This is a genomic window from Amycolatopsis sp. NPDC026612 (assembly GCF_040638285.1).
Taxonomy (GTDB): Bacteria; Actinomycetota; Actinomycetes; order Mycobacteriales; family Pseudonocardiaceae; genus Amycolatopsis.
The window spans coordinates 22034-41429 of the sequence record NZ_JBEZYB010000054.1 but is presented as its reverse complement, the minus strand read 5'-3'; the positions used below and the strand labels follow the sequence as shown (position 1 = coordinate 41429).

The following is a 19396-nucleotide window of genomic DNA, read 5'->3' as shown; positions in this document are numbered from 1 at the left end:
CGGAGGGCGCGCGATTCGAACGCGCGCCGGGACCTCGGTCCCGGACCACGGGGTAGCAGCCCGGTGCCTTGCCTGGCTCGGCCAGCCCTCCAAAAATGTGCCCCCGGCAGGAGTCGAACCTGCATGCCCGCTCGCGGGCCCGCGGGTTTGAGCCGTGTGCGTCTTCCGGTTCCGCCACAGGGGCGTTGCTGCCCGTCGAGGATTCGAACCTCGGATCTCCGCGTCCAGGGCGCGGTGTCCTGCCAGCTGGACCAACGGGCATCGGCAGGTCGCTGTCCGGCTCCCGGTCCAGGGATCGAACCTGGGCTCACGGATCCAAAGTCCGGCGTGCTGCCAGCTACACCAACCGGGAAAGCGTGCCCCCACCAGGATTTGAACCTGGACTGGCCGCGACCTGAACGCGGTGCCTCTTCCGTTGGGCTACAGGGGCTTCGCCGCTGCCTCTGCCGGTCGGGCTAGAGCGGCGTGACGGTGCACCCGGCACTCCGCCGGCCGCGGTGCTCGTCGAGATCGTGTTGTGGTGGCTCCCCAGGGACTCGAACCCTGCCGTGCGAGGAAGTTGTCATCGGAGCTGGAGTACCGCCCCCGAGGGGGCCACCCTCGGGACCCGGTGGCGAGCCGGGACCCCTCGCGTAGCGCGTACGGGACTCGAACCCGTGTCTCCCGGGCGAGAACCGGGGATCCGTACCAACTGGACCAACGCGCCATCGGGCCCGCGGCAAGCCGCTCGGATGGGCCGTAGTCGGATGCCCGCGAGTCGAACGCGGTGACTCCTGATCCCGGATCAGGTGGGGTCGCCAGTGCCCCTCGCACCCGGTGACCAGCACAACGACCGTGACGGTCGTGCTGTTCGGAGCGCTCACGACGGGACTCGAACCCGCGATCGCCGCATCGACGGTGCGGTGCCCTCGCCGCTGGGCCACGTGACCATCTGCGGCCGGCGTGCCCGTAAAGCACGTAGACCAGTACCCCTACCAGGACTCGAACCTGGCACCTCCGCGTTCGTAGCGCGGCGCTCTGTCCGCTGAGCTACCGGGGCGAAGCGAACGACCGGCGCCGAAGCCGGTGGTCCGCGAGGCAGCGCGGACGGGATTCGAACCCGCGCCGTCCGGGGTGAAAACCCGGCGTCCTTCCCGTAGACGACCGCGCCATGCGAGCGGCCGGAGGGCATCGAAACCTCTGCTCCAGGGTGGAAGCCTGGCGTGTCCGCCGAGTTCACCACGACCGCAGAACGCGCCCGGCCGTGATGGCCGTCGCGCGGGTGCCCCCAGCAGGACTCGAACCTGCGCGCGTCGGCTCAGGAGGCCGCTGCTCTGTCCGCTGAGCTACCGGGGCGTGGGTGGTGGAGGAGGGAGTCGAACCCCAGTGCCGCGTGGGCGTCCGGTTTACAGCCGGGTGGGGCTCCGCTGCCCGTCTCCACCGGGTGGGTCGGGCCGTCGGTGGACGGCCGGACCCGGCGCTCGTCCTGGCCACGTGTGAGGCGGCGGTGACGAGCATTGGGAAATGTCTGCTCCGCTGTGTAGATGTCAAGGATCTGCGCCGCCCGACGTAAATGGGCGGCGTCAAGCACCGGCGGAGGGTGTCGAACCCCCTGCGAACGGTTTTGGAGACCGTCGCGCTTCCGAAGCTCGCCGATAGAAAGAATTGTTTTTGGTGCACGATACAGAGAAAGCCGCCCGGATCGGTTTCCCGATGGGCGGCTCCCTCGACATGACGAGATCTACGTCATGGTGGGGAGCCTGTGCCACTCAGAAGGTTCTCTTCCAGCCAGGAGAAGGGCTTCTGGTGTTCGTCGTTCGACGAGCACACGACAGCGATCGCGGCGGCCAGATACTGGCCTCGCGTCCCTCGCTTCCGCATGGTCGTCATGGTTGCTCCTTCGCTCAGTGATGTGCATTCATCATCGCCTGTGACCCTGCGCGGGTCAATCGTATTTTGCAGAAAAGTCGTACACCTGGTCGCCTGACGCGATTGGCCTCTTGATTCCTGAGCGCCGGGGGACGAAGCCGGCCACCATCGGACGGGAGACCACGTCGAGGCGTGCGGTGATGGACTCGCGAGACGACGAGGCGATGTCTTCGGGCACGGGCGACCATTGCCCGTCGGTGGAGGCGACGTGGCAGGCGATGGCGGCATGTTGCTCCCAGGTCAGCTCCACCTCGATCGGCTTGGGGTCGGACGCACGGGAGGAGCCTGCTGGGTTATGGCTGGGTGAGGTGGTGTTGGTAGGCGTAGCGGACGGCTTGGGCGCGGTCGGCGGCGCCGATTTTGGCGTAGATGTGGTTGATGTGGGTTTTGATGGTCGTTTCGCTGACGAAGAGCTGTTGGGCGATTTCGGTGTTGGAGTGTCCGGCGGCGAGTTGGGTGAGGACTTCGGTTTCGCGGGTGGTGAGCCCGTCTGGCGGTGTTGACGGTGGCGTGTCTGGGGGATGCGCGGTCGCGGCGAGCAGGCGAGCGTGGACGGTGGGGTCGAGGACGGCTTGTCCGGCGGCGGCGGTGCGGATGGCTTGGGCGATGTGGTCGCGGCCGGCGTCCTTGGTGAGGTAGCCCAGTGCGCCGGCGCGCAGGGCGTCGAGGATGGAGGTGTCGTCGCTGTAGGTGGTGAGCACGACAGTTTTTGTGGCGGGGTGGTGGTCATGGATGCGTCGGGTGGCTTCGATGCCGTCGACGCCGGGCATGCGCAGGTCCATGAGCACCACGTCGGGGGCGTGTTGTTCGACGAGGGTGAGGGCGTGGTCGCCGTCGGCGGCGGCGCCGACGACGGCGATGTCGGGGAGGAGGTCGAGCAGGGTGACGAGACCCTCGCGGACGGCGGCTTGGTCGTCGGCGACGACGACGCGCAGCGTCGGGTTGTCAGGGGTGGTCATGTTGGTAGCCACAACTGCAGGCTCCAGTTGGCTGCGTCTTGTCCTGCGATGAGTGTGCCCCCGAGCAGGGTGGCGCGCTCGGCCAGCCCGGGTAGCCCGTAGCTGCCGCCGGTAGCGCCGAGTGTGCTCCCGTCGGCGGTGGTGCTGGTGGGGTTGCTGATGGTGACTGCGACGTTGTCGTGGTGGTAGTGCACGTGCAGGGTCACCGGCTGGCCGGGGGCGTGTTTGCGCGCGTTGCTGAGGCCTTCCTGCGCGGTGCGGTAGACAGTGAGGGCGGCGTTCGCCGGCAGCGGGCGGGGCTCGCCGAAGATGGTGAGTGTGGCGGCGTCGTCGTGATGGTCGGCGACCAACGCGGAGAGTTGGTCTCCAAGAGGTGGGGCGTCGTTGCGTAGCACGCCGATGGCGCGGCGGGTTTCGGTGAGACCGTCCACGGTCAGGTGCCGGGCGCGTTGGACGTGGTGCCGGGCTCGTGGTGTGTCGGTGTCGGCCTCGAGGAGCGCGTCGGCGGCGTCGAGTTGCACGGCCACTGCGCCGAGGGAGTGCGCGAGCACGTCGTGGATATCGCGGGCGATGCGGGTGCGTTCGTCCAGTGCGGCGGCCCGGGTGTCGGCGGCGGCGGCGATGCGGGTTTGGGTGAGCAGTTGCTCGGCCTGGACGAGGCGTTGTTTGTACTGGCGGCGGTTGAATCCCGCGAGGGTGATCGCCACGAGTCCGCCGGAGTAGCCGGCGAAGGCCACCCACTGGTGGTTGATCGTCGCGGTGCCGACGGCCGTGACGAGGACGCCGGCGGCGGTCAGGGTCGTGGCCAGTGCGGGTGGCAGCTCCACGGCTGCGGTGAACGCTCCCACACCGGCCAGGGCCAGCGCCGGGGGCGTGGGGGCGATGCTCATGAGCAGGCCACCTGCGGTGACCAGCGCCCCGCCGGCGGCGGTCGCGGTGAGGGTGGCGTGCTGGTTGTCGAGATATACGGTGATGGTCCTGACCAGCCAGCCCAGGCATGCGACCACGACGCAGATCAGCACGGCCAGCGCCTGACCGTGCAGACCCAATCCCGGTGCGCGGGCGTTGATGCCGTAGACGATGCCGCCGAGTCCGGCCAGGCTTGCACCCAGCCGCAGCGGCCACCATCGCCGTGGCACCCATTGCCCCGTCACTATCACCGTCGTCGCTCCTTGTCTGCATCTGCTTTACGACCGGGGTGGGAGACCGATAGCGGTGGTCAACGCCGCCTGCGCCCCCGCATCTTGAAGGCCATCACGCCCACCACGGCGAGGACAGCCACGGTCAGCCACACCGCGGTGGGCACACCGGACAACAGGCCAGTGGCAGCCAGCAGGGATCCGATCAACATGGGGCTCCTTCGAGGGTCACCATCGCGACGGCATAACCGTTGATGACGACGCTACGAACACCGCCCCGGGTGTGTCGTCGGTTCGCGGTAGGAGACCGCGGTGGAGATTTCCCAGGCGGGTATCCACCCCGATCTCCACCTCCAGCAGGAGGACACCCGGCCCGGAAACCGGCTGGTGTCACCGCCGATCGCCTCGGTGACCGCACGGGATCAGGGAGGTGTGATGGCGAGCCGGCGAGCACTTCCCCGGTTCGGTCGGCAAGGGCTCACCGCACGCACCCAGGAGGTGCTGGACGACCTCGGTGTCACCGACGAGGTGCTGCACTACGGGTTCCGGCACCTGCCACACCGGCGGTACCTCGACGGCGACCGACCGGTGGATCTCGCCGCCGCGTGCTGGAGGGCAGGCCCACCGCGCCGCTGTCCCCTCGGCCAACGGTGTTCAACACGCCGGTGGCCGGGGCGTTCCCGCCCCGGCCACCGGTGTCGGCGAGGTCAGCTCGTGACGGGTCGGTTCAGGTCGGCGCCGATCTGGAAGCTCGTCACCGAGTCCGGGTTCACCGCGATCCAGTCCGCGTCGAGGTCACCTTCCTTCACCTCGAGGTCGTCGCCGCGCAGTGCCGCTGTCCGGTCGCCGTCGAGCTGGAAGCCGGTGACGCCGCCGGCCAGGTGGACGATGTCCGCGTCGAGGTCGCCGTCCTTGGCGTAGAGCTCGCCGCCCTCCGCGAACGCGATGCGGTCGGTGTCGAGGTGGAACGCGGTGACCGAATCGGCGTCCACCGTGAACCAGCCGGGGTCGAGGTCGCCTTCCTTGACCATCAGCTCACCGGCCGCCGTCAGCGCCGCGAGGCGGTCACCGGAGAGCTGGTAGGCGGTCGCGTCGACCTCCTGGTCCACCGACGGCGCGTCGAGCTCGCCTTCCTGGGCGAACAACGCGGTGCCCTCGCGGTAGGCGATGCGGGTGCCGTGCAGCTGGAAGTCCGTGACGCCGCGGCCCGCGACCGTCGTCCAGCCCGGATCGAGGTCGCCTTCCTTGACCTTCAGTTCGCCGTCGGCGGTCAGCACACCGACGCGGTCGCCCTCGATCTGGAACGCCTTGACGACCGCGTCCTGGTGCACGGCCTCGCCGTCCAGCTCGCCGTCGACCACGTACAGGTCGGTGCCCTCGGTGAACGCGATGCGGTCGCCGTCGAGCTGGAAGTCGGTGACCGAGTCGGCGTCGACGGTGTACCAGTCGGGGCCCAGGTCGCCTTCCTTGACCAGCAGGGAACCGTCGTTCTTCAGCACGGCCAGGCGGTCACCCTCCATGACGTACTTCTTCACGTCGGACGCCTGCCACTCCGGCGGCGCGTTCAGGTCGCCGTCCTTCGCCCACAGTTCACCGCCTTCGGCGTAGGCGACGCGCTGCGAGCCGGGCGCCGGACCGCTCGACGTGCCGCCCTTGAAGAGGCGGATCGCGCCGTAGTAGTCGCCGTGGGAAGAGGCGGCGGAAACCCGGACCAGCGCACCCGAGTTCGGTGCCTCGACGATCCAGCCGTCACCGAGGTACATCGCAATGTGGTGCAGGTTGCCGGGAGCGGTTCCGTACAGCAGCAGATCGCCCGGCAGCAGGGGGTCGTAGCCCTCGGAGCCCGTGAACCGGTCGACGACTCTGGACGACTGCCACTGGGTGGTGGTGATGCCGTTGATGATGTCCTCGCCCACGGCCAGCGCGTAGGCGTAGCGGACGAACCCGGAGCAGTCGAGCCCGCGGACGTTGCAGTCGTTCGGGGCGTTGTTGCCGGGATCGCACAAGCCGAACGACGGGCCGGGCTCGCCGCCGTGGCCGCCGCCCCAGGAGTACGGGACGCCGATCTGTTCGCACGCGCTCTCGACGGCGGCCACGGCTTCGGCCGCGGCGCCGTCGGCGAACACCCCGCACTCGGGAGCCGCGGAGGCGGCGGGCGCGGCGGCGAGGTTGAGCGCGGTGGTGCCGAGCCCGATCACGGCGGCGAGCGCCAGCCGGAAGGTTTTCTTCATCGCAGATGTCCTCTGTGGAGTATCGGGAGAAGTCAGGGACGGACGCAGTTGATGTGGCCGTCGGGCAGCTCGCCGCCGTTGAAGTAGCGCAGCGCGGCCTGGAAGTCGGAGCAGCGCTCGCCGTCTTCGCGCGCATCTGTGGCGTAGCCGATGTAGGCGTCGACGAGGCCCATGTTCAGGTTGTCGGCGGCGTTGTTGGTGTCCGAGCGGGCGATGGTCCAGTACCACTTCGCGATCTGGGCGCTGTACTGCAGCGAAGCGGCGGCCTCCGGGTCGGCGAGCAGGTCGTGGCCGACATAGCCGCCCGCGGCGCCGTAGTTGGCGGAACCGGTGAGCTGGATGTACCCACGCCCGAGGTAGGGGACGGTCTGGCCCGCTTCGCCCGCGTTGTAGCGGAAGCCGCTCTCGTTGCGCAGGGTGGCGAGGAACGCCGCGATGCGGGCCGTGTTGGTGATCTCACCTTCCGTCATGGCCTGGTTGAGACTGTCGAGGCCTTCCGCGATGACGTCCTCGTCGCCGAGGAAACCGTAGATGGCGGTCAGGTCGTCGAGCGTCACGAGTGTGCCGCCACCGCCACCGCTGTGGTGCGGGGCGGCGAGCAGCTGCACGGCGGTCGCGCTGTCCTCGTCGACGGTGAACCACCCGGGTTCGAGGTCGCCCTCCTTGGCCAGCAGCTCACCGTTCTTGATCACCGCGACCCGGTCGCCGACCAGGTCGAACGCGGACACGCCCTCCTCCTGGCGGAACGACTCGGCGTCCAGCTCCCCCTCCTGCGCCCACAGGTCGGTGCCTTCCAGGTAGCCGATGCGGTCGCCGTCGAGCTTGAAGTCGGTGACCCCGCCGGCGATTTCCGCCCAGCCGGGCTCCAGGTCGCCGCCCTTGACCTGCAGCAGACCGTTGTTCTGCAACGTGCCGATCCGGTCGCCGCTCAGCGCGAACTTCTTGACGTCCGACTCCTGCAGGACGGACTGGGCGTCGAGCTCGCCCTCCTGCGCCCAGAGCTCGGTGCCCTCGGTGTAGGCGATCCGGTCGTCCTCCAGCTGGAAGTCGGTGACGTTGTTCGCGCTGATCTCCGCCCAATCGGGTCCGAGATCGCCCTCCTTGACCTGCAGCACGTGGCCGGTGGTGATGATCCCGATGCGGTCGCCCTCGATCTGGAACTTCGCGACGTTGTCCGCCTGAGGCACGATCTCGCCGTTCAGCTCACCGTCGACGGCGTAGAGGGTGTTCCCCTCGGTGAACGCGATGCGCCCGTCGCGGATCTGGAAGTCGGTGACCGAGTCGGCGTCGACGGTGTACCAGTCGGGGCCCAGGTCGCCCTCCTTGGCCAGCAGCGAACCGTCGTTCTTCAGCACCGCGATCCGGTCGCCGTCGAGCTGGAACTTCTTGACGCCGGACTCCTGGCGCTCCCATTCCGCGTCGAGCCCGCCCTCCTTGACGAAGAGCGTGTCGCCTTCGAGCACGGCGATGCGGGCTTCCTGACCGGTCGCCGCGATCGCGGGTGGCGCGGGCACCACCACGAGAAGGCCGGCACCGGCGATCAACGCCAGTGTCATGCTCAGGGGCTTGGACATCGGTGGAGCTCCGTTCCGTTCGGAAGTGCTGGTGTGCCTTGCTGTCGGGACCGAGCCTGCCGAGCGCCGTTGACTGCGTCGTGACGCGACGACGACGGGCCGCGTCATCGGCGCACCGGAACGGAAACGGCAAAAGGTCGCAAGTGGACTGTCCACTTGCGACCTTTTGCGCGGGGTCTCACCGGCGGCGGCGCACCCGCACGCACACCCAGTCGAGCAGTGCGGGCACGGCCGATTCGACCATGCGGAGCACCTCGGCGTATTCCCCCGGCCCGCCGTAGTACGGGTCGGGTACGTCGGCGTCCTCCCCCGCCGCCGGGTCGAACGAGCGCAGCAGCCGCACGCGGGTCAGGTCGCCGACCAGCCCGCGCAGGGTCCGCGCGTGCCCGGAATCCAGGGCCAGCAACAGCGACGCCGCCAGGTGGTCGCGGCCCAGCGGGGCGGCCACGTGCCCGGTGGGGTAGCCGTGCTCGGCCAGCACCGCGGCGGCCCGGCGGTCGACGGGGGCGCCCGCCTGCCACAGCCCGGTGCCCGCGCTGGTGACCCGCACGTGGCCGGCGAGCCCGCGGCGGGTCAGGTGTTCCCGGAAGACCAGCGCCGCCATGGCGGAGCGGCAGGTGTTGGTGCTGCACACGAAGCAGACGTGCATGCCTACCCGAGCAGCCCCTCGCAGGCGGCCAGCACGCGTGCTTCGGTGCTGTCCGGGGATGCGGGGTCGCTGCCGGGCGCCGACGCGTTCAACGGTGACGGCCACCCGTAGGAAAGCATGCCGCTGCCGAACCCGGCGATCCACGGGTCGTCGTTCCAGCCGGCCTCGTAACCGACGTGCAGGTCACCCCCCGCCCACAGGATCCGGTCGGACGGCAGGTAGCACTGCGTCTCGTTGACGTACCCCATGATCCAGAGATTGCCGACGCCGAGGTCCTGGGCGAGGGCGTCGATCAGCACGTGGTAGTCGCCGACCACCTCGTGGGCCAGGCCGAGGATGGTCAGCCCGCCCATCTTCCAGCACTGCAGCGGCATCGGGATCGACGCGGGGAGCGTACCCGAGTCGATCTGCCCGATCATCAACCGCGCGTGCCGCACCTCCGCCTGCCCGAGGCGGCCGTCCAACCGGGACTCGAACTTCGCCCGCAGCTCGGCGCGCACGCCGTCGTCGGTGGTGTCGACGGCGAACGACAGCTCGATCTCGGTCAGCTCGGTCGTGATGGGGCCCTCGACGTCGGTGAAGGCACCGCCGCCGACCGTGTCGACGACAGCCGAGGCGAGGAGCTGCCCCAGCTCGTCCGTCGGCTGCGGCAGCGGGTCCTGATCGCCCGCCGTGCCCTGGAAGAACAACGCCATGGCGCCGAGCTCCTGCTCGATGATTTCCGCCGCCACCCCGACGAAGTCGCTGTGGAACTCGGCCACCCGGCCGCACGACACGGGGTGCGTCGCGCAGCCGAACAACACGGCGAGCAGGCCGCCGTCCCCGGCGTCGCGCACGGCGACGACCGGCACGCCGGTCAGCACGACGTCGAGCCCGACCCGGTTGTGGCCGACCTCCGCCGTCCCTTCGGCGAAGTGGAGGGTCGCCGGGATGGGTGTCTCCGCGACGGTCCGCTCGACCAGGTCGGTCAGCAGGTCCATGAACACGTACGTCGATCCGTTGACGGCGTCGACGTCGGCGTCCTCCACGTTCAGCACGACCTTCGGGTCGGGGTGGGTGTCGCCGATGAACGGGCCGTTGTGGGTGTGACTGGTCGCGATCATGAAGTCCGAGCTGCCGACCAGGCCCCGTTCGTCGCACACCCGCCGGCGCAGCTCCTGGTGGACGTCGCGGGGGATGCTGATCACGTCCACCCGCAGCAGCACGTTGACCGACCCGTTGTCGTGGATCGCGATGCAGTGCGCGCGCAGCGGGTGGGCCGGCGGCGGGGCCGACGCGGAGGCGCCGCGCTTGTCCCAGCCGTAGCCGCCCATCCAGAGGCTGGGCCAATCCGGCACGTGGGGTGTGATGTCCAGTTCGTTGTAGGCCACCGCGAACCGGCTCGCGGTGGCGGCGGACGCGGTGGCCGTGCCGGCGAGCCTGGTGGTGACCACGGCAGTCGCGGCGAGCAGACCACCTCGCAGGATCGAACGACGGCTGATTCCGGGCATGACGAAGCTCCAAAGGGGTGGTGGGCGGAATTCAGACCGGGTCGCCCGCGAGCTCGGACGCGATCCGGGAAGCGACGGTGTAGGGGTCGCCGACGGGTTGGGTGGCGTGGGCCTCGGTCTGCTGGGTCCAGGCGAGACCGAACCGGTCCCACTCGTCGTCGAGGCTCGGCTCGTTGCCCGAGGTGATGGTGCCGGGCAGCGCGTCCAGGAACTTCTGCCACCTCGGCCGGTAGTAGCCGCCGAGCAGGCCGTGCCAGTCGCGGTTCGCGTAGTCGTGCAGCCCGGTCGCCCCGAGGGTCTTCGAGGTCCAGATGGTGAGGATCGACCGCGCGTGCCACTCCAGGATGCCGCGTTCCTCGTCGTCCGCACCCCACGACTTCGCCTGCTCCAGCCACGGGCCGAGCAGCCAGTTGCGGTCGGTCGCGAGGATCTCCGACGACAGGTCGAGCGCGCGCAGGAACCGTTGCGAGTGCCGGGAAACGCCGGCGCGGTCACGGGCTTCGTAGGCCTCGCGGAGCTGGTCGAGCAGCAGCCGGCCGCGGTTCGCGAGCACCTGCCGGGTCACGTCGACCAGGTCGTAGCGGTAGGTCGCCGACGTGCGCAACGCGGGCGCGACGGCCAGCATCTCGCCGAGCACCGGCGCGAACTCGGCCGGGTCGTAACGCCAGGTGTCCGGTCCGAAGTTGCTGGCGGAGGTCAGGTTCAGCGTCGGCCACGCGGCGAACGGCGTCTCGAAAGGCCCTTCCTTCTCGGTGTGCCCGGTTGCGGCGAACGAGTACGCGGTGCGCAGCAGGATCCGCCACGCCGCGGCGGCGTGCGGGTCGTCGGCGCCGTAGCGGCGCTTGGCGTAGGCCAGGACCCACGGCTCCAGGTCGACCGCGCCGCGCCGCCAGGTCATCTCGCTGAGCAGGTCCGCGACGACCGGGTTGTTGTGCGTGCCCTCCAGCGCCATCGCGCTGCCGACGAGCCGTTTGCGCTCCGGCGAGGTCCGCACCGCCGGGAACGTCCGGCCCGGTTCGATCAGGTTGCCGAACATGCCGAGCCGTCCGCCGAAGTTCTGGATGGTGCCCCAGCACCACGGCACCCCCCAGTAGGCCTCGGTGTCCTGCCACCTGCGGCTGTCGTCGGAGTCGAGGTCGAGCACCACGACCCGGTTCTCGTCGACGGCGTTGAGCACGTCCAGCTGCGGGTTTTCCTGCCAGCCCTGCATCAGCCAGAGCGCGCCCGGCACGGCCTTCTCCAGCTCGTCCTGCACGGCCTTGGCGGCCTCGCCGAGGTCCGCGCCGTCCAGCACCGCGGGCAGCTCGTCCGTGCCGACCTCGTGGAACAGGTCGTTCGAATAGTGCGTCGTAGTGCCGAACCGCTCGGCCTGCGCCTGGTAGAACCGCTGGGCGACCTCGGGGTACAGGGCCTCGGTGGTGTCGAGCCAGTACGGCCGGGGGTGGCCGGAGTAGGCGCCCTGCGCGGGAATGTGGGTGTCGGGGTGCAGGTCGGCGAACACCTGGTCCGGCACGTGCCCGGCGAAGGCGGGGAACACCGGGGTGATGCCCAGCTCCCGCATCCGCTGGATGATCCGCAGGCCCAGCTCGGCCCGCTTCTCCAGCAGCGCGAGGCTGACCGGGCCGCTGAACGACGACGCTTCGTCGTCGTAGCCGGTCGTCTCCCCGTACCACTGCCACGGCTGCATCGCCGGCTGCGAGATCCACTGGCGCACCTGCAGTTCGGTCATGCCGAAGTCCTGGAAGGTGTCGTACCAGACCATCTCGTGGCCGATCAGCGTGAGCGCCCGGTTCGTGCCGCTCGCGGCGAGGAGGTCGATCTCCCGTTCCCACTCCGGCCAGCCCCAGAACGGCGTGGTGTAGCCGAAGACGGTGAAGTTGTAGGCGTAGCGCTCGGTCAGCTCGGTCGACTGGCGGATGGTCGCCGCCGGGGTGGGCAGCGTGGCGGGCAGGGCGATCCGGTCGCCGTTGGCCGACAGGTGCTGGCCCGCCACGTACTTGAGCCACCAGTGGAACGCCGACAGGGTCGCCACCGCGCTGGTGCCCGCGAAGATCGGCCGTCCCTCGAACTCGCTGACCTCGAACGCGTCGGCTTCACCGGCCTGCGGGGTGAGCTGGCGCAGGCCGATGAGGCCGTCCACGTTCCGGCCGAGCAGGCGGGCGATGGCCGCGCGGACGAGCGGCCCGTCCGCGGGGACACCGGCTGCCGCGAGGACGCCGGCCTGCGCGGACGTGGCCCGGCCCGCGCCGGCGCTGAGCAGTGCGGTCGCCACGGTGCCCACGAGGAAGCCGCGGCGGGAGATGCTGTGCATGTGTCGGTCCTGTCGTCACCGGACTGGGATGTGCTCATCCTCTTGAGCCGTCGTGACGTCCGGTTGACGCGGCGTTGACGCGAGTCCCATGGCGAGTTTCATCTCGGTCGCCTCGGTGTCGTGCCGCCGGGCCCGCTCGGCCAGGCCCAGTTCCTGTTCGACGACGGCGAGCACGGCCAGCGCCTGCGCCTCACGCAGGCGGAAGCCCGTCGAACCGGCCAGCTCCAGCGCCTGTTCGACGTGGTGGAGCCCCTCCTCGGGCGGCAGGGTGCGGCCGAGGCCGATCAACGCGGTGATCTCGCCCTGCCGGTAGCCCGCGCTGCGGCTGATCGCCAGCGCCGACGTGTGCTTGGCCAGCGCCGTCTCCCGGTGACCGGTGCGGTGCTCGACCGAAGCGAGGGTGTTGAGGGCGTCGGCCTCGTACCGCAGGTTGCCGGTTTCCCCGGCGAGCTCCAGCGCCTGCTCGCAGTACCGGCTGGCCGCGGCGTAGTCGCCTGCCTCCCGGTGGGTCGCGCCGAGGTTCTGCAGCACCTCCGCTTCGTCGTGGCGCGCGCGCAGCCGGCGGTGGACGGTCAACGCGGCGTGGTGGTGCGCGAGCGCCTCGTCGATGCGGCCCTGGCGCAGGCGCACGCCACCCAGGTTGTTGCGCGCGGTGGCGCCGGTGTGGGTGAGACCGGCGCGCTCGCACAGCGCGAGCGCCTCGGTCAGGTGGGTGTCCGCCTGGTCCAGCTCGCCGCGTTCCAGGTGCATCGCGCCGAGGTTGACCAGCGCGGCGGCCTCCAGCCGTTCCTGCCCCAGCTCCCGGCTCGCCGCGAGCGCCTGCGTGGAGTGCGTGAGCGCCGAGGGCAGGTCCCCCAGCTCCAGGTGCACGACGCCGAGGTTGCCCAGCGCCACCGTCTCGCCGATCCGGTCGCCGTTCTCGCGGTGCCCGGCCAGCGCCCGGCCGAGGTCCTCGATCGCGGCCGGGTAGTCACCGCGGCTCCAGAACAGCATGGCCTTGCTGTTGCGCAACCACGGCCGCGCCCCGCGCTCCCCCGCTTTCTCGGCGGCGGCGAGCGCGGTGGTCGTGACGGTGAGCAGATCGGCGTCCAGCCGGCGGGAGTGCAGGTAGCCGCGGACCGCGTCGGCCAGGTGCCAGGCGTACTCGGGCGCGACACCGGCCGCCTGCCGGACCACGGCGACCAGGTTCGCGCGTTCCTCGTCGAACCAGGCCGCGGCGTCCAGGTGGTCCGCGAGGTGCGGCACCTGCGGCGGCACCTCCGGCACCGGCCGGGGGAACCGGGCCAGCGTCGGGTGCAGCAGCTCGGCGGCCGCGTCCGCGGTGTGCAGGTAGTACTCGTAGACCCGGCGCAACGCCTTGGTGCGCGCCACCGCGTCGTCCTCCTCGCGGGAGGTCGTCACCGCGTAGAGCCGCAGCAGGTCGTGGAACTGGTAGCGGCGCGGCTCGTACTGCTGCACCAGGCTCGCCGCGGCCAGCTGCTCCAGCAACCGGGTGGCGGTGCCGAACGGCACGCCCAGCAGCGCCGCGGCCGTGGGCGCGGCGAAGTCCGTGCCGGGCACGAGGCCGAGCAGCCGGAACAACCGGGCGGCGTCCGGCTTGAGCGCCCGGTAGGAGGGCACGAACGCTCCCCGCACGGCCGCCGACTCGTCCCCGTCGACGGCCAGCGCCGCCAGCCGGTCGTCCTGGCGCAGCTCGGCCACGTACTCGGCGATGTCCGGCCGCGGCCGGCTGGACAGGTTGGCCGCCGCGATCCGCAGGGCGAGCGGCAGCCCACCGCACAACGCGGCCAGCTCCCGACCGGCCACCGGGTCGTCGTCGATCGTGTGGCCCGCGATGCCGGCGATGAGCGCCCGGGACTCGTCCTCGGACAACACGTCCAGCACGACCCGGCGCGCGCCCTGCAGCGCGGTCAGCCCACGCAGCTCGCTGCGGCTGGTCACCAGCACCGAACAGCGTGCTTCGGCGGGCAGCAACCGGCGCACCTGGTCGGCGTCGGCGGCGTTGTCGAGCACCAGCAGCACCCGTTTGTCGGTGAGCAGCGAGCGGTAGAGCAGTTCCTGCTCGTCCTGGTCGAGCGGGACCCGCTCGGCGGAAACGCCGAGCGCGCGCAGGAAGTAGCCCAGCGCCTGGCCGACGGTCGCCGCCGGGCTGGTGGAGTACCCGTGCAGGTTGACGTGCAGCACCCCGTCGGGGAACTCCCACCGCAGCCGCCGCGCGAGGTGCACGGCCAGCGCCGACTTGCCCACCCCCGGCGGTCCGGACAGCACCACGATGGGGGCCGCCGTCGCGTTCCGGCCGGTGAGCAACTCGGTCGCGAGGGCGATCTCGTCCGCGCGGCCGACGAAGTCGCCGATGTCCGGCGGCAGCGTCGTGGTCGCCGCCACCCGCGGGGCGGGCGCGGGCGCGGCGTCGAGCGCGGGATCGTTGCGCAGGATCGCGTCGTGCAACCGGCGGACCTCCTCGCCGGGCCCCAGCCCCAGTGACTCGGCCAGCAGCATGTCGAGGTCGCGGTACACCTGCAGCGCGTCGGCCTGCCGGGCGGCGCGGTAGAGGGAGAGCATGAGGCTCGCCCAGAACCGTTCCCGGAGGGGGTACTCCGCGGTCAGCGCGCGCAGCTCACCCACCAGTTCGTCGTGGGCACCCAGCTCCAGGTCGGCTTCGATCCGCTGCTCCAGCGCCAGCAGCCGGCGTTCCACGAGCGTGGGCACCTCGTCGCGGTGCAGCACTTCCGACGGCGCGTCCACCAGCGCCGGCCCACGCCACAGCCCCAGCGCCCGGCGCAGCAGCGCGGACCGGGTCTGGGCGGCAGGCGTCTGCCGTGCCTGGTCGACCAGGTCCGCGAACCGGAAGAGGTCCACCTGGTGCTTCGGCACGTCGAGGACGTAGCCGCCGGGAACGGTCTGGATGGTGCTCGCGTCCCCGAGCGCCTGCCTCAGCCGCATCACGTACGCCTGGCAGGTCGTGCGCGCCCCGCCCGGCGGGGCCTCGTCCCACAAGGCCTCGATCAGCCGTTCCACCGGCACGGTCTCCCCCGCACGCAGGGCCAGTGCGCTCAGCACGACCCGGTGCTTGGCCGCGGCCAGCGGAATGACCACGCCCTCACGGCGCACCTCGAGTGGCCCCAGCAGTGCGAAGCTCCACATGCGTCATCCCCCCGAGCCAGAGCTGACGATGATCCTGGTGCAGGGCTCGGCGCTGGTCAACAGCTCGTCCACCTTCGAGTCGGGGCGCCGGCCCTCCGAGCCGATGCCGACGCACGCACTGATGTGGACGTCTTCCTGGCCACGATCTTCGGTGCCGGCTACGACACCGTCACGACGGCCGGTGTGGAGCCGCGAGCCGGTTCGCTGCAAGCTGAAGACCGCGGCAGCGACTGAGGGATAAGAGCGACAAATCAGACACTTGACGATGGTCTGAGGTGTCGTCGAGACCTCGGCGGGTCAGTCGCGGTCGAAGGCGGCCGCGTACATCGGCGCCGCCTTCGTCGCCAGGGCCTTCACCGCCTTCAGGCCGTCGTTCCAGGCGCCCGCGAAGGTGATCGACGTGGCTCGGTCGGCGCGCCCCAGGACCAGGACGCAGCGCACCAGATAGCCGGTACGGAGGTTCGCGCAGAACCCCGCTTGCGGATCCGCCAGTCCGGGTACCGAGAAGTCGCCGACGATCGAGAACTGTTCGTGTTCGAGCGTCACCTTCCCGCACGTGGTCGCCTGCTTCACCCCGGCGACCACGTCCGCTCCGGCCAGCCCCGGGTACTCGCCCACCAACTGGTGGACGGCACCTTTGCCGCCGCCCGGCGCGTAAGTGCGGCCTTGCGCCGCCCGCTGCACCGACGGGTCCGAGGGCAGGCCACCGCCGCAGGCCTCGACGAGGTGAAACGGCGTGGTCGAACCCATGACGTAGCCGACCGGTTGCGTTTCCACCGACAGACCCGCCTTGGTCACCTCGTCCTCCACCGGCAAATAGGCCGTGACGTCCTTCGCCACCGGCGTTGTCACCGTCGGTGCGGGAGCCTGCGAGGTGGGCGGAGTTCTGGGAGCCGGCGCGGTGGCGGCCTCGGTGCCACCGCAGCCGACGAGGAGTAGGGCCAGACAGGCGAGCCCCGCGATTTTGTCCATGTCCCCCCTTGGTCGGCAGCTTGATCGTCTCCTCCCATGGCGGCGTTACGGCGGTGCCCAGCCACCGAACACGTCGACGGCCCTGCTGCACCCTTCGCGCCGGCCACCTCAAGCCCCGGACACCGTGCCCCGCCGGAGGAGCACGGTGAGCACGTCAGGAAGGGTTTCGAGCCGGCCTCACGAGCCGAGCACCGGGCCGGTGTTCATCGCCTCGTCTCGTATCGGGTCAGCACCACTCCGCCGGGGAACGTCCGCGTCTCCACCAGGTTCAGCTTCACCCAGCCGTCCACCGCGGCGAAGAACGGTGTGCCGCCGCCCACCAGGACCGGATGGGTGACGATCGCGTATTCGTCGATCAGCCCGGCCCGCATGGCGGCCCCGGCCAGCGTCGCGCCGCCGATGCGCATCGGGCCGCCGTCCTCGGCCTTGAGCCGGGTGATCTCGGCGACCGGGTCGCCGCCGACCAGGCGGGTGTTCCCGTCGACCTCGTCGATCGTCGAGGAGAACACCACCTTCGGCGTGTCCCGCCAGTTCCGCGCGAACTCGATCTGCGCCGGGGTGGCGCCGGGGTGCTGGTCGCCGGTCGGCCAGTAGGAGCTCATGGTCGTCCACAGCTTGCGCCCGTACAGCGACATTTCGCTCGCCCGCTCCTGGTCGAGCCACCACTGGAACAGGTCGTCGCTCGGCGCGCTCCAGCCGATGTCGTCGCCGGGCGCCGCGATGTAGCCGTCCAGGGTCAGGTTCATGCCGAAGATCAGTTTCCGCATCGTGCCAGCCTCTCGTGAGTCGATCTCCCCCGTACAGACCCCGGGAAGGGCGGGGGTTTGGTGTGGCTGGCGGTTTCACGCCGTCGCGTCCGGCCAACTCACCGCCCGGACTGGCCAACTCGCCGACGTTCCCGGTGAGTTGGCTGTTGCGGGCGGTGAGTTGGCTGCTGCGGGCGGGCAGGTGGCTGTTGCGGGCGGGCAGATGGTGCCATCGGCGAGCGGGAAGTCGCGCGGATTCGGCGGCTTGGATCCTCGGGCGGGTCCGGCTGGGGGTTTCGTGACGTTTCGGCGGCGGCCGGCCGTGGGGCCCGCCCCCGCGATCGACTTTGCCGGGGCCCTACCCGTACAGAGGGGCGCGGCGGAAGAACCTGATCGGTGGTCGATCCGCGGAGACCGCTACCGGGTCCGCTGACAGGCGCCGGCAGGGTCCGATATCCTCTTTACCGGCGGAGATTCACGAACCGCAACGACAACTCCGGTGACAATTGGTCACATCGGTGCGGCATTCAGCTTAAAATGCGGCCTGGCGTCCCGATCGGCACATGTTTTCGAGTACCGTTTGCTCATGGATCCGATACACGCGTTACAACCGCTGTTGATGGAAGCAAAACCATTGGCCACTCTCCTCCCGGACCAGAGTAAATGGGCAGACATCGCAACGAGACTCAAGGACGTCTTGCCGGCGGCGGTGTACAATCCCGGCTATCTGTGCATCGCCTATTACGGCTACCAGCAGGATCCACACATCTTCAGTTATGCCGGAAACTACAGGCTCCCCATGGAGAAGCGGCCGAAATTCGACCAACTCGGCGTCGACACCGTCGCCTTTCTCAAGGAGTTCATGGACGCGCGGGGGCAGTGGCGTTACATCGAGAGCCAGGACTGGTACAAGAACCATGAATACGTGATCGCGGTCGAGGTGAACTACTACGGCAATCGATCCGGCAAGGCGTACACGATGTCCCCGCTGTTCCACAAGGACACCGGCGGCAACAACCTCTTCGTCAACCTGATCTTCGACAACAAAAAGCCCATCGAGGCGACCGAGTGGTTCGTCGACGTCCAGGAGCCGAGCGGCAAGAGGGCGGAATGGCAGAAGACGCTCCTGCCCGAGGCGCACCTGAAAGACCTCGCCGCCCTGCGCCGGCGGCTGCGAGAGAGTGGGGAATACACGACACCCAAGGTGAACGGTGGCGTCCTCGAAGGCGAAAACATCTACGTGTCCTGGGTGGACGACCTCGTGTGGCACGCGACGCCATCGCTGAACGAGCGCATCGCCTACACCGCGGACGCCGCCATCGAGGCATACACATTGATCTCCATCGGACTCAAGGAAGGCAAGACTTTCACTCAGGGCCCGGCCCGCATCCATCCGGTCGAACTATTGGCAACAATAGCCGACGAGCCGAACAGCCGACTGGCTCAGTGGCTGACAACGGAGAACAAACGCATCCAAGACCTCGACTTCGAGTTGGCCAGAACTGCCTGGTTCGCGTTGTACGAGCCCAATGCGGTCAATTTCTCCAGGGACGTGAAGCTGCGCGGCGAAAAGCCGTGGCACATGGTCGGCGACGTCGCCCAGTCGATCTCCCACGACGCACGCCTGAACAAGCCCGACGCCCAAGCCCCGACCATCGAGGAAACTCCCGCCGGTCTGTCGATGGTCAGAAGAGCCAACAGCCTGAACAAGGGCCAGCTGAAGGAGGTGGCCGAGGCCAACAAGGAGGTTCCCCGCTCGTTCATCCGCACCTGGGTCCGGGTGATCCCGAGGACCGCCGAGGAACTGAAGACCCATCACGTCCTCCTCAAGTAGCCTGCCCACCGGCGGACCCGGGCGTCGACGACGACCGGGGTCTCCTCGAACTCGCCGCCGAGCCGACCGGACAGGCGACCGCCGCGTTCGACCGGCACCAGGCCGAGCAGGCGATCCGCATTTGCAGTGGGCGGCGGATCTCAGCGACAGCCGGTTCCGGCTCAGGTGTGTGCGGCGCTGGACGTCGGCGTCCCGGCAATGTGGGCCACCGCCGATGAAGCACTGCCAGCGCCGAACACGACGAGGTGCGGCTGAAGTGCCGGTGAGCTGCCCACCCGGCTGCTACGTCACCGCGCAGTCGAACAGCGTCATGCCGCTCGGCTTCGCGCCGTAGCCTGCCTGCGGGATCACGCGGCAGTGCGCCGCTGCCCAGGACGCGCGCCGACCGAGGACGTCCGGCAGGCCGGGGGCGGCGACGAGGTAGGGGCACCTCAGCCGG

General features: G+C 70.0%; 13 protein-coding genes and 13 tRNA genes. 1 reads left to right on the top strand and 25 read right to left on the bottom strand.

The features are described from left to right. The 25 genes from AB0F15_RS33140 to AB0F15_RS33020 form a co-directional block, all read right to left on the bottom strand. Nucleotides 1-91: transfer RNA gene (locus AB0F15_RS33140), tRNA-Ser, on the bottom strand. 7 nt (nucleotides 92-98) lie between these two features. Beyond that, a tRNA-Leu gene (locus AB0F15_RS33135) sits at nucleotides 99-184 on the bottom strand. A gap of 4 nt (nucleotides 185-188) precedes the next feature. Continuing rightward, a tRNA-Gln gene (locus tag AB0F15_RS33130) sits at nucleotides 189-261 on the bottom strand. Nucleotides 262-280: 19 nt separating this feature from the next. Next, nucleotides 281-352, bottom strand: a tRNA-Gln gene (locus tag AB0F15_RS33125). 5 nt (nucleotides 353-357) lie between these two features. Beyond that, nucleotides 358-430: transfer RNA gene (locus tag AB0F15_RS33120), tRNA-Leu, on the bottom strand. A gap of 203 nt (nucleotides 431-633) precedes the next feature. Next, nucleotides 634-706: transfer RNA gene (locus tag AB0F15_RS33115), tRNA-Glu, on the bottom strand. Between the two features lie 150 nt (nucleotides 707-856). Beyond that, nucleotides 857-929 (bottom strand) — tRNA-Asp (locus AB0F15_RS33110). Nucleotides 930-966: 37 nt separating this feature from the next. Continuing rightward, nucleotides 967-1039: transfer RNA gene (locus tag AB0F15_RS33105), tRNA-Arg, on the bottom strand. Between the two features lie 39 nt (nucleotides 1040-1078). Continuing rightward, nucleotides 1079-1150, bottom strand: a tRNA-Glu gene (locus AB0F15_RS33100). Nucleotides 1151-1155: 5 nt separating this feature from the next. Then, nucleotides 1156-1228 (bottom strand) — tRNA-Gly (locus AB0F15_RS33095). 34 nt (nucleotides 1229-1262) lie between these two features. After that, a tRNA-Arg gene (locus AB0F15_RS33090) sits at nucleotides 1263-1335 on the bottom strand. 5 nt (nucleotides 1336-1340) lie between these two features. Continuing rightward, nucleotides 1341-1421: transfer RNA gene (locus tag AB0F15_RS33085), tRNA-Tyr, on the bottom strand. Between the two features lie 146 nt (nucleotides 1422-1567). Beyond that, nucleotides 1568-1636 (bottom strand) — tRNA-Trp (locus AB0F15_RS33080). A gap of 288 nt (nucleotides 1637-1924) precedes the next feature. Continuing rightward, nucleotides 1925-2158: a hypothetical protein gene (locus AB0F15_RS33075; RefSeq protein ID WP_360279061.1), complete on the bottom strand. Its 234-nt coding sequence runs from the start codon at nucleotides 2156-2158 to the stop codon at nucleotides 1925-1927. Between the two features lie 43 nt (nucleotides 2159-2201). Next, nucleotides 2202-2867, bottom strand: a complete 666-nt coding sequence (locus AB0F15_RS33070) for a response regulator transcription factor (protein ID WP_360279058.1) — start codon at nucleotides 2865-2867, stop codon at nucleotides 2202-2204. Then, nucleotides 2864-4027 carry a histidine kinase gene (locus tag AB0F15_RS33065; RefSeq protein ID WP_360279055.1) on the bottom strand — a complete coding sequence of 388 codons (1164 nt, stop codon included), beginning with the start codon at nucleotides 4025-4027 and terminating at the stop codon, nucleotides 2864-2866. Before AB0F15_RS33065 ends, AB0F15_RS33070 begins: the two co-directional genes overlap by 4 nt. Nucleotides 4028-4086: 59 nt before the next feature. Next, on the bottom strand, nucleotides 4087-4218 hold the full coding sequence (locus AB0F15_RS33060; RefSeq protein WP_360279052.1) for a hypothetical protein: 132 nt from the start codon (nucleotides 4216-4218) through the stop codon (nucleotides 4087-4089). Between the two features lie 495 nt (nucleotides 4219-4713). Next, on the bottom strand, nucleotides 4714-6237 hold the full coding sequence (locus AB0F15_RS33055) for an NlpC/P60 family protein (RefSeq protein WP_360279049.1): 1524 nt from the start codon (nucleotides 6235-6237) through the stop codon (nucleotides 4714-4716). Nucleotides 6238-6269: 32 nt separating this feature from the next. After that, a complete protein-coding gene (locus AB0F15_RS33050; RefSeq protein WP_360279045.1) occupies nucleotides 6270-7811 on the bottom strand; it encodes a glycoside hydrolase family 19 protein in 1542 nt (513 codons plus the stop codon). Between the two features lie 178 nt (nucleotides 7812-7989). After that, nucleotides 7990-8460, bottom strand: a complete 471-nt coding sequence (locus AB0F15_RS33045; protein WP_360279042.1) for a protein tyrosine phosphatase — start codon at nucleotides 8458-8460, stop codon at nucleotides 7990-7992. 2 nt (nucleotides 8461-8462) lie between these two features. Beyond that, the gene (locus AB0F15_RS33040) at nucleotides 8463-9950 is read right to left on the bottom strand and encodes a hypothetical protein (protein ID WP_360279039.1); all 1488 of its coding nucleotides are present in this window, start codon (nucleotides 9948-9950) and stop codon (nucleotides 8463-8465) included. Between the two features lie 31 nt (nucleotides 9951-9981). Then, nucleotides 9982-12261: an alpha-N-acetylglucosaminidase gene (locus AB0F15_RS33035; protein ID WP_360279036.1), complete on the bottom strand. Its 2280-nt coding sequence runs from the start codon at nucleotides 12259-12261 to the stop codon at nucleotides 9982-9984. A gap of 15 nt (nucleotides 12262-12276) precedes the next feature. Then, nucleotides 12277-15405 carry a BTAD domain-containing putative transcriptional regulator gene (locus AB0F15_RS33030; protein ID WP_360279033.1) on the bottom strand — a complete coding sequence of 1043 codons (3129 nt, stop codon included), beginning with the start codon at nucleotides 15403-15405 and terminating at the stop codon, nucleotides 12277-12279. 297 nt (nucleotides 15406-15702) lie between these two features. Beyond that, entirely contained in the window at nucleotides 15703-16245 is a 543-nt protein-coding gene (locus AB0F15_RS33025; protein ID WP_360279030.1) for a hypothetical protein, read from the bottom strand. Nucleotides 16246-16580: 335 nt separating this feature from the next. Continuing rightward, nucleotides 16581-17144, bottom strand: a complete 564-nt coding sequence (locus tag AB0F15_RS33020; RefSeq protein WP_360279027.1) for a dihydrofolate reductase family protein — start codon at nucleotides 17142-17144, stop codon at nucleotides 16581-16583. 565 nt (nucleotides 17145-17709) lie between these two features. Here AB0F15_RS33020 and AB0F15_RS33015 point away from each other — a divergent pair. Continuing rightward, nucleotides 17710-18957 carry a hypothetical protein gene (locus tag AB0F15_RS33015; protein ID WP_360279025.1) on the top strand — a complete coding sequence of 416 codons (1248 nt, stop codon included), beginning with the start codon at nucleotides 17710-17712 and terminating at the stop codon, nucleotides 18955-18957. The last annotated feature ends 439 nt before the right edge of the window (nucleotides 18958-19396 follow it).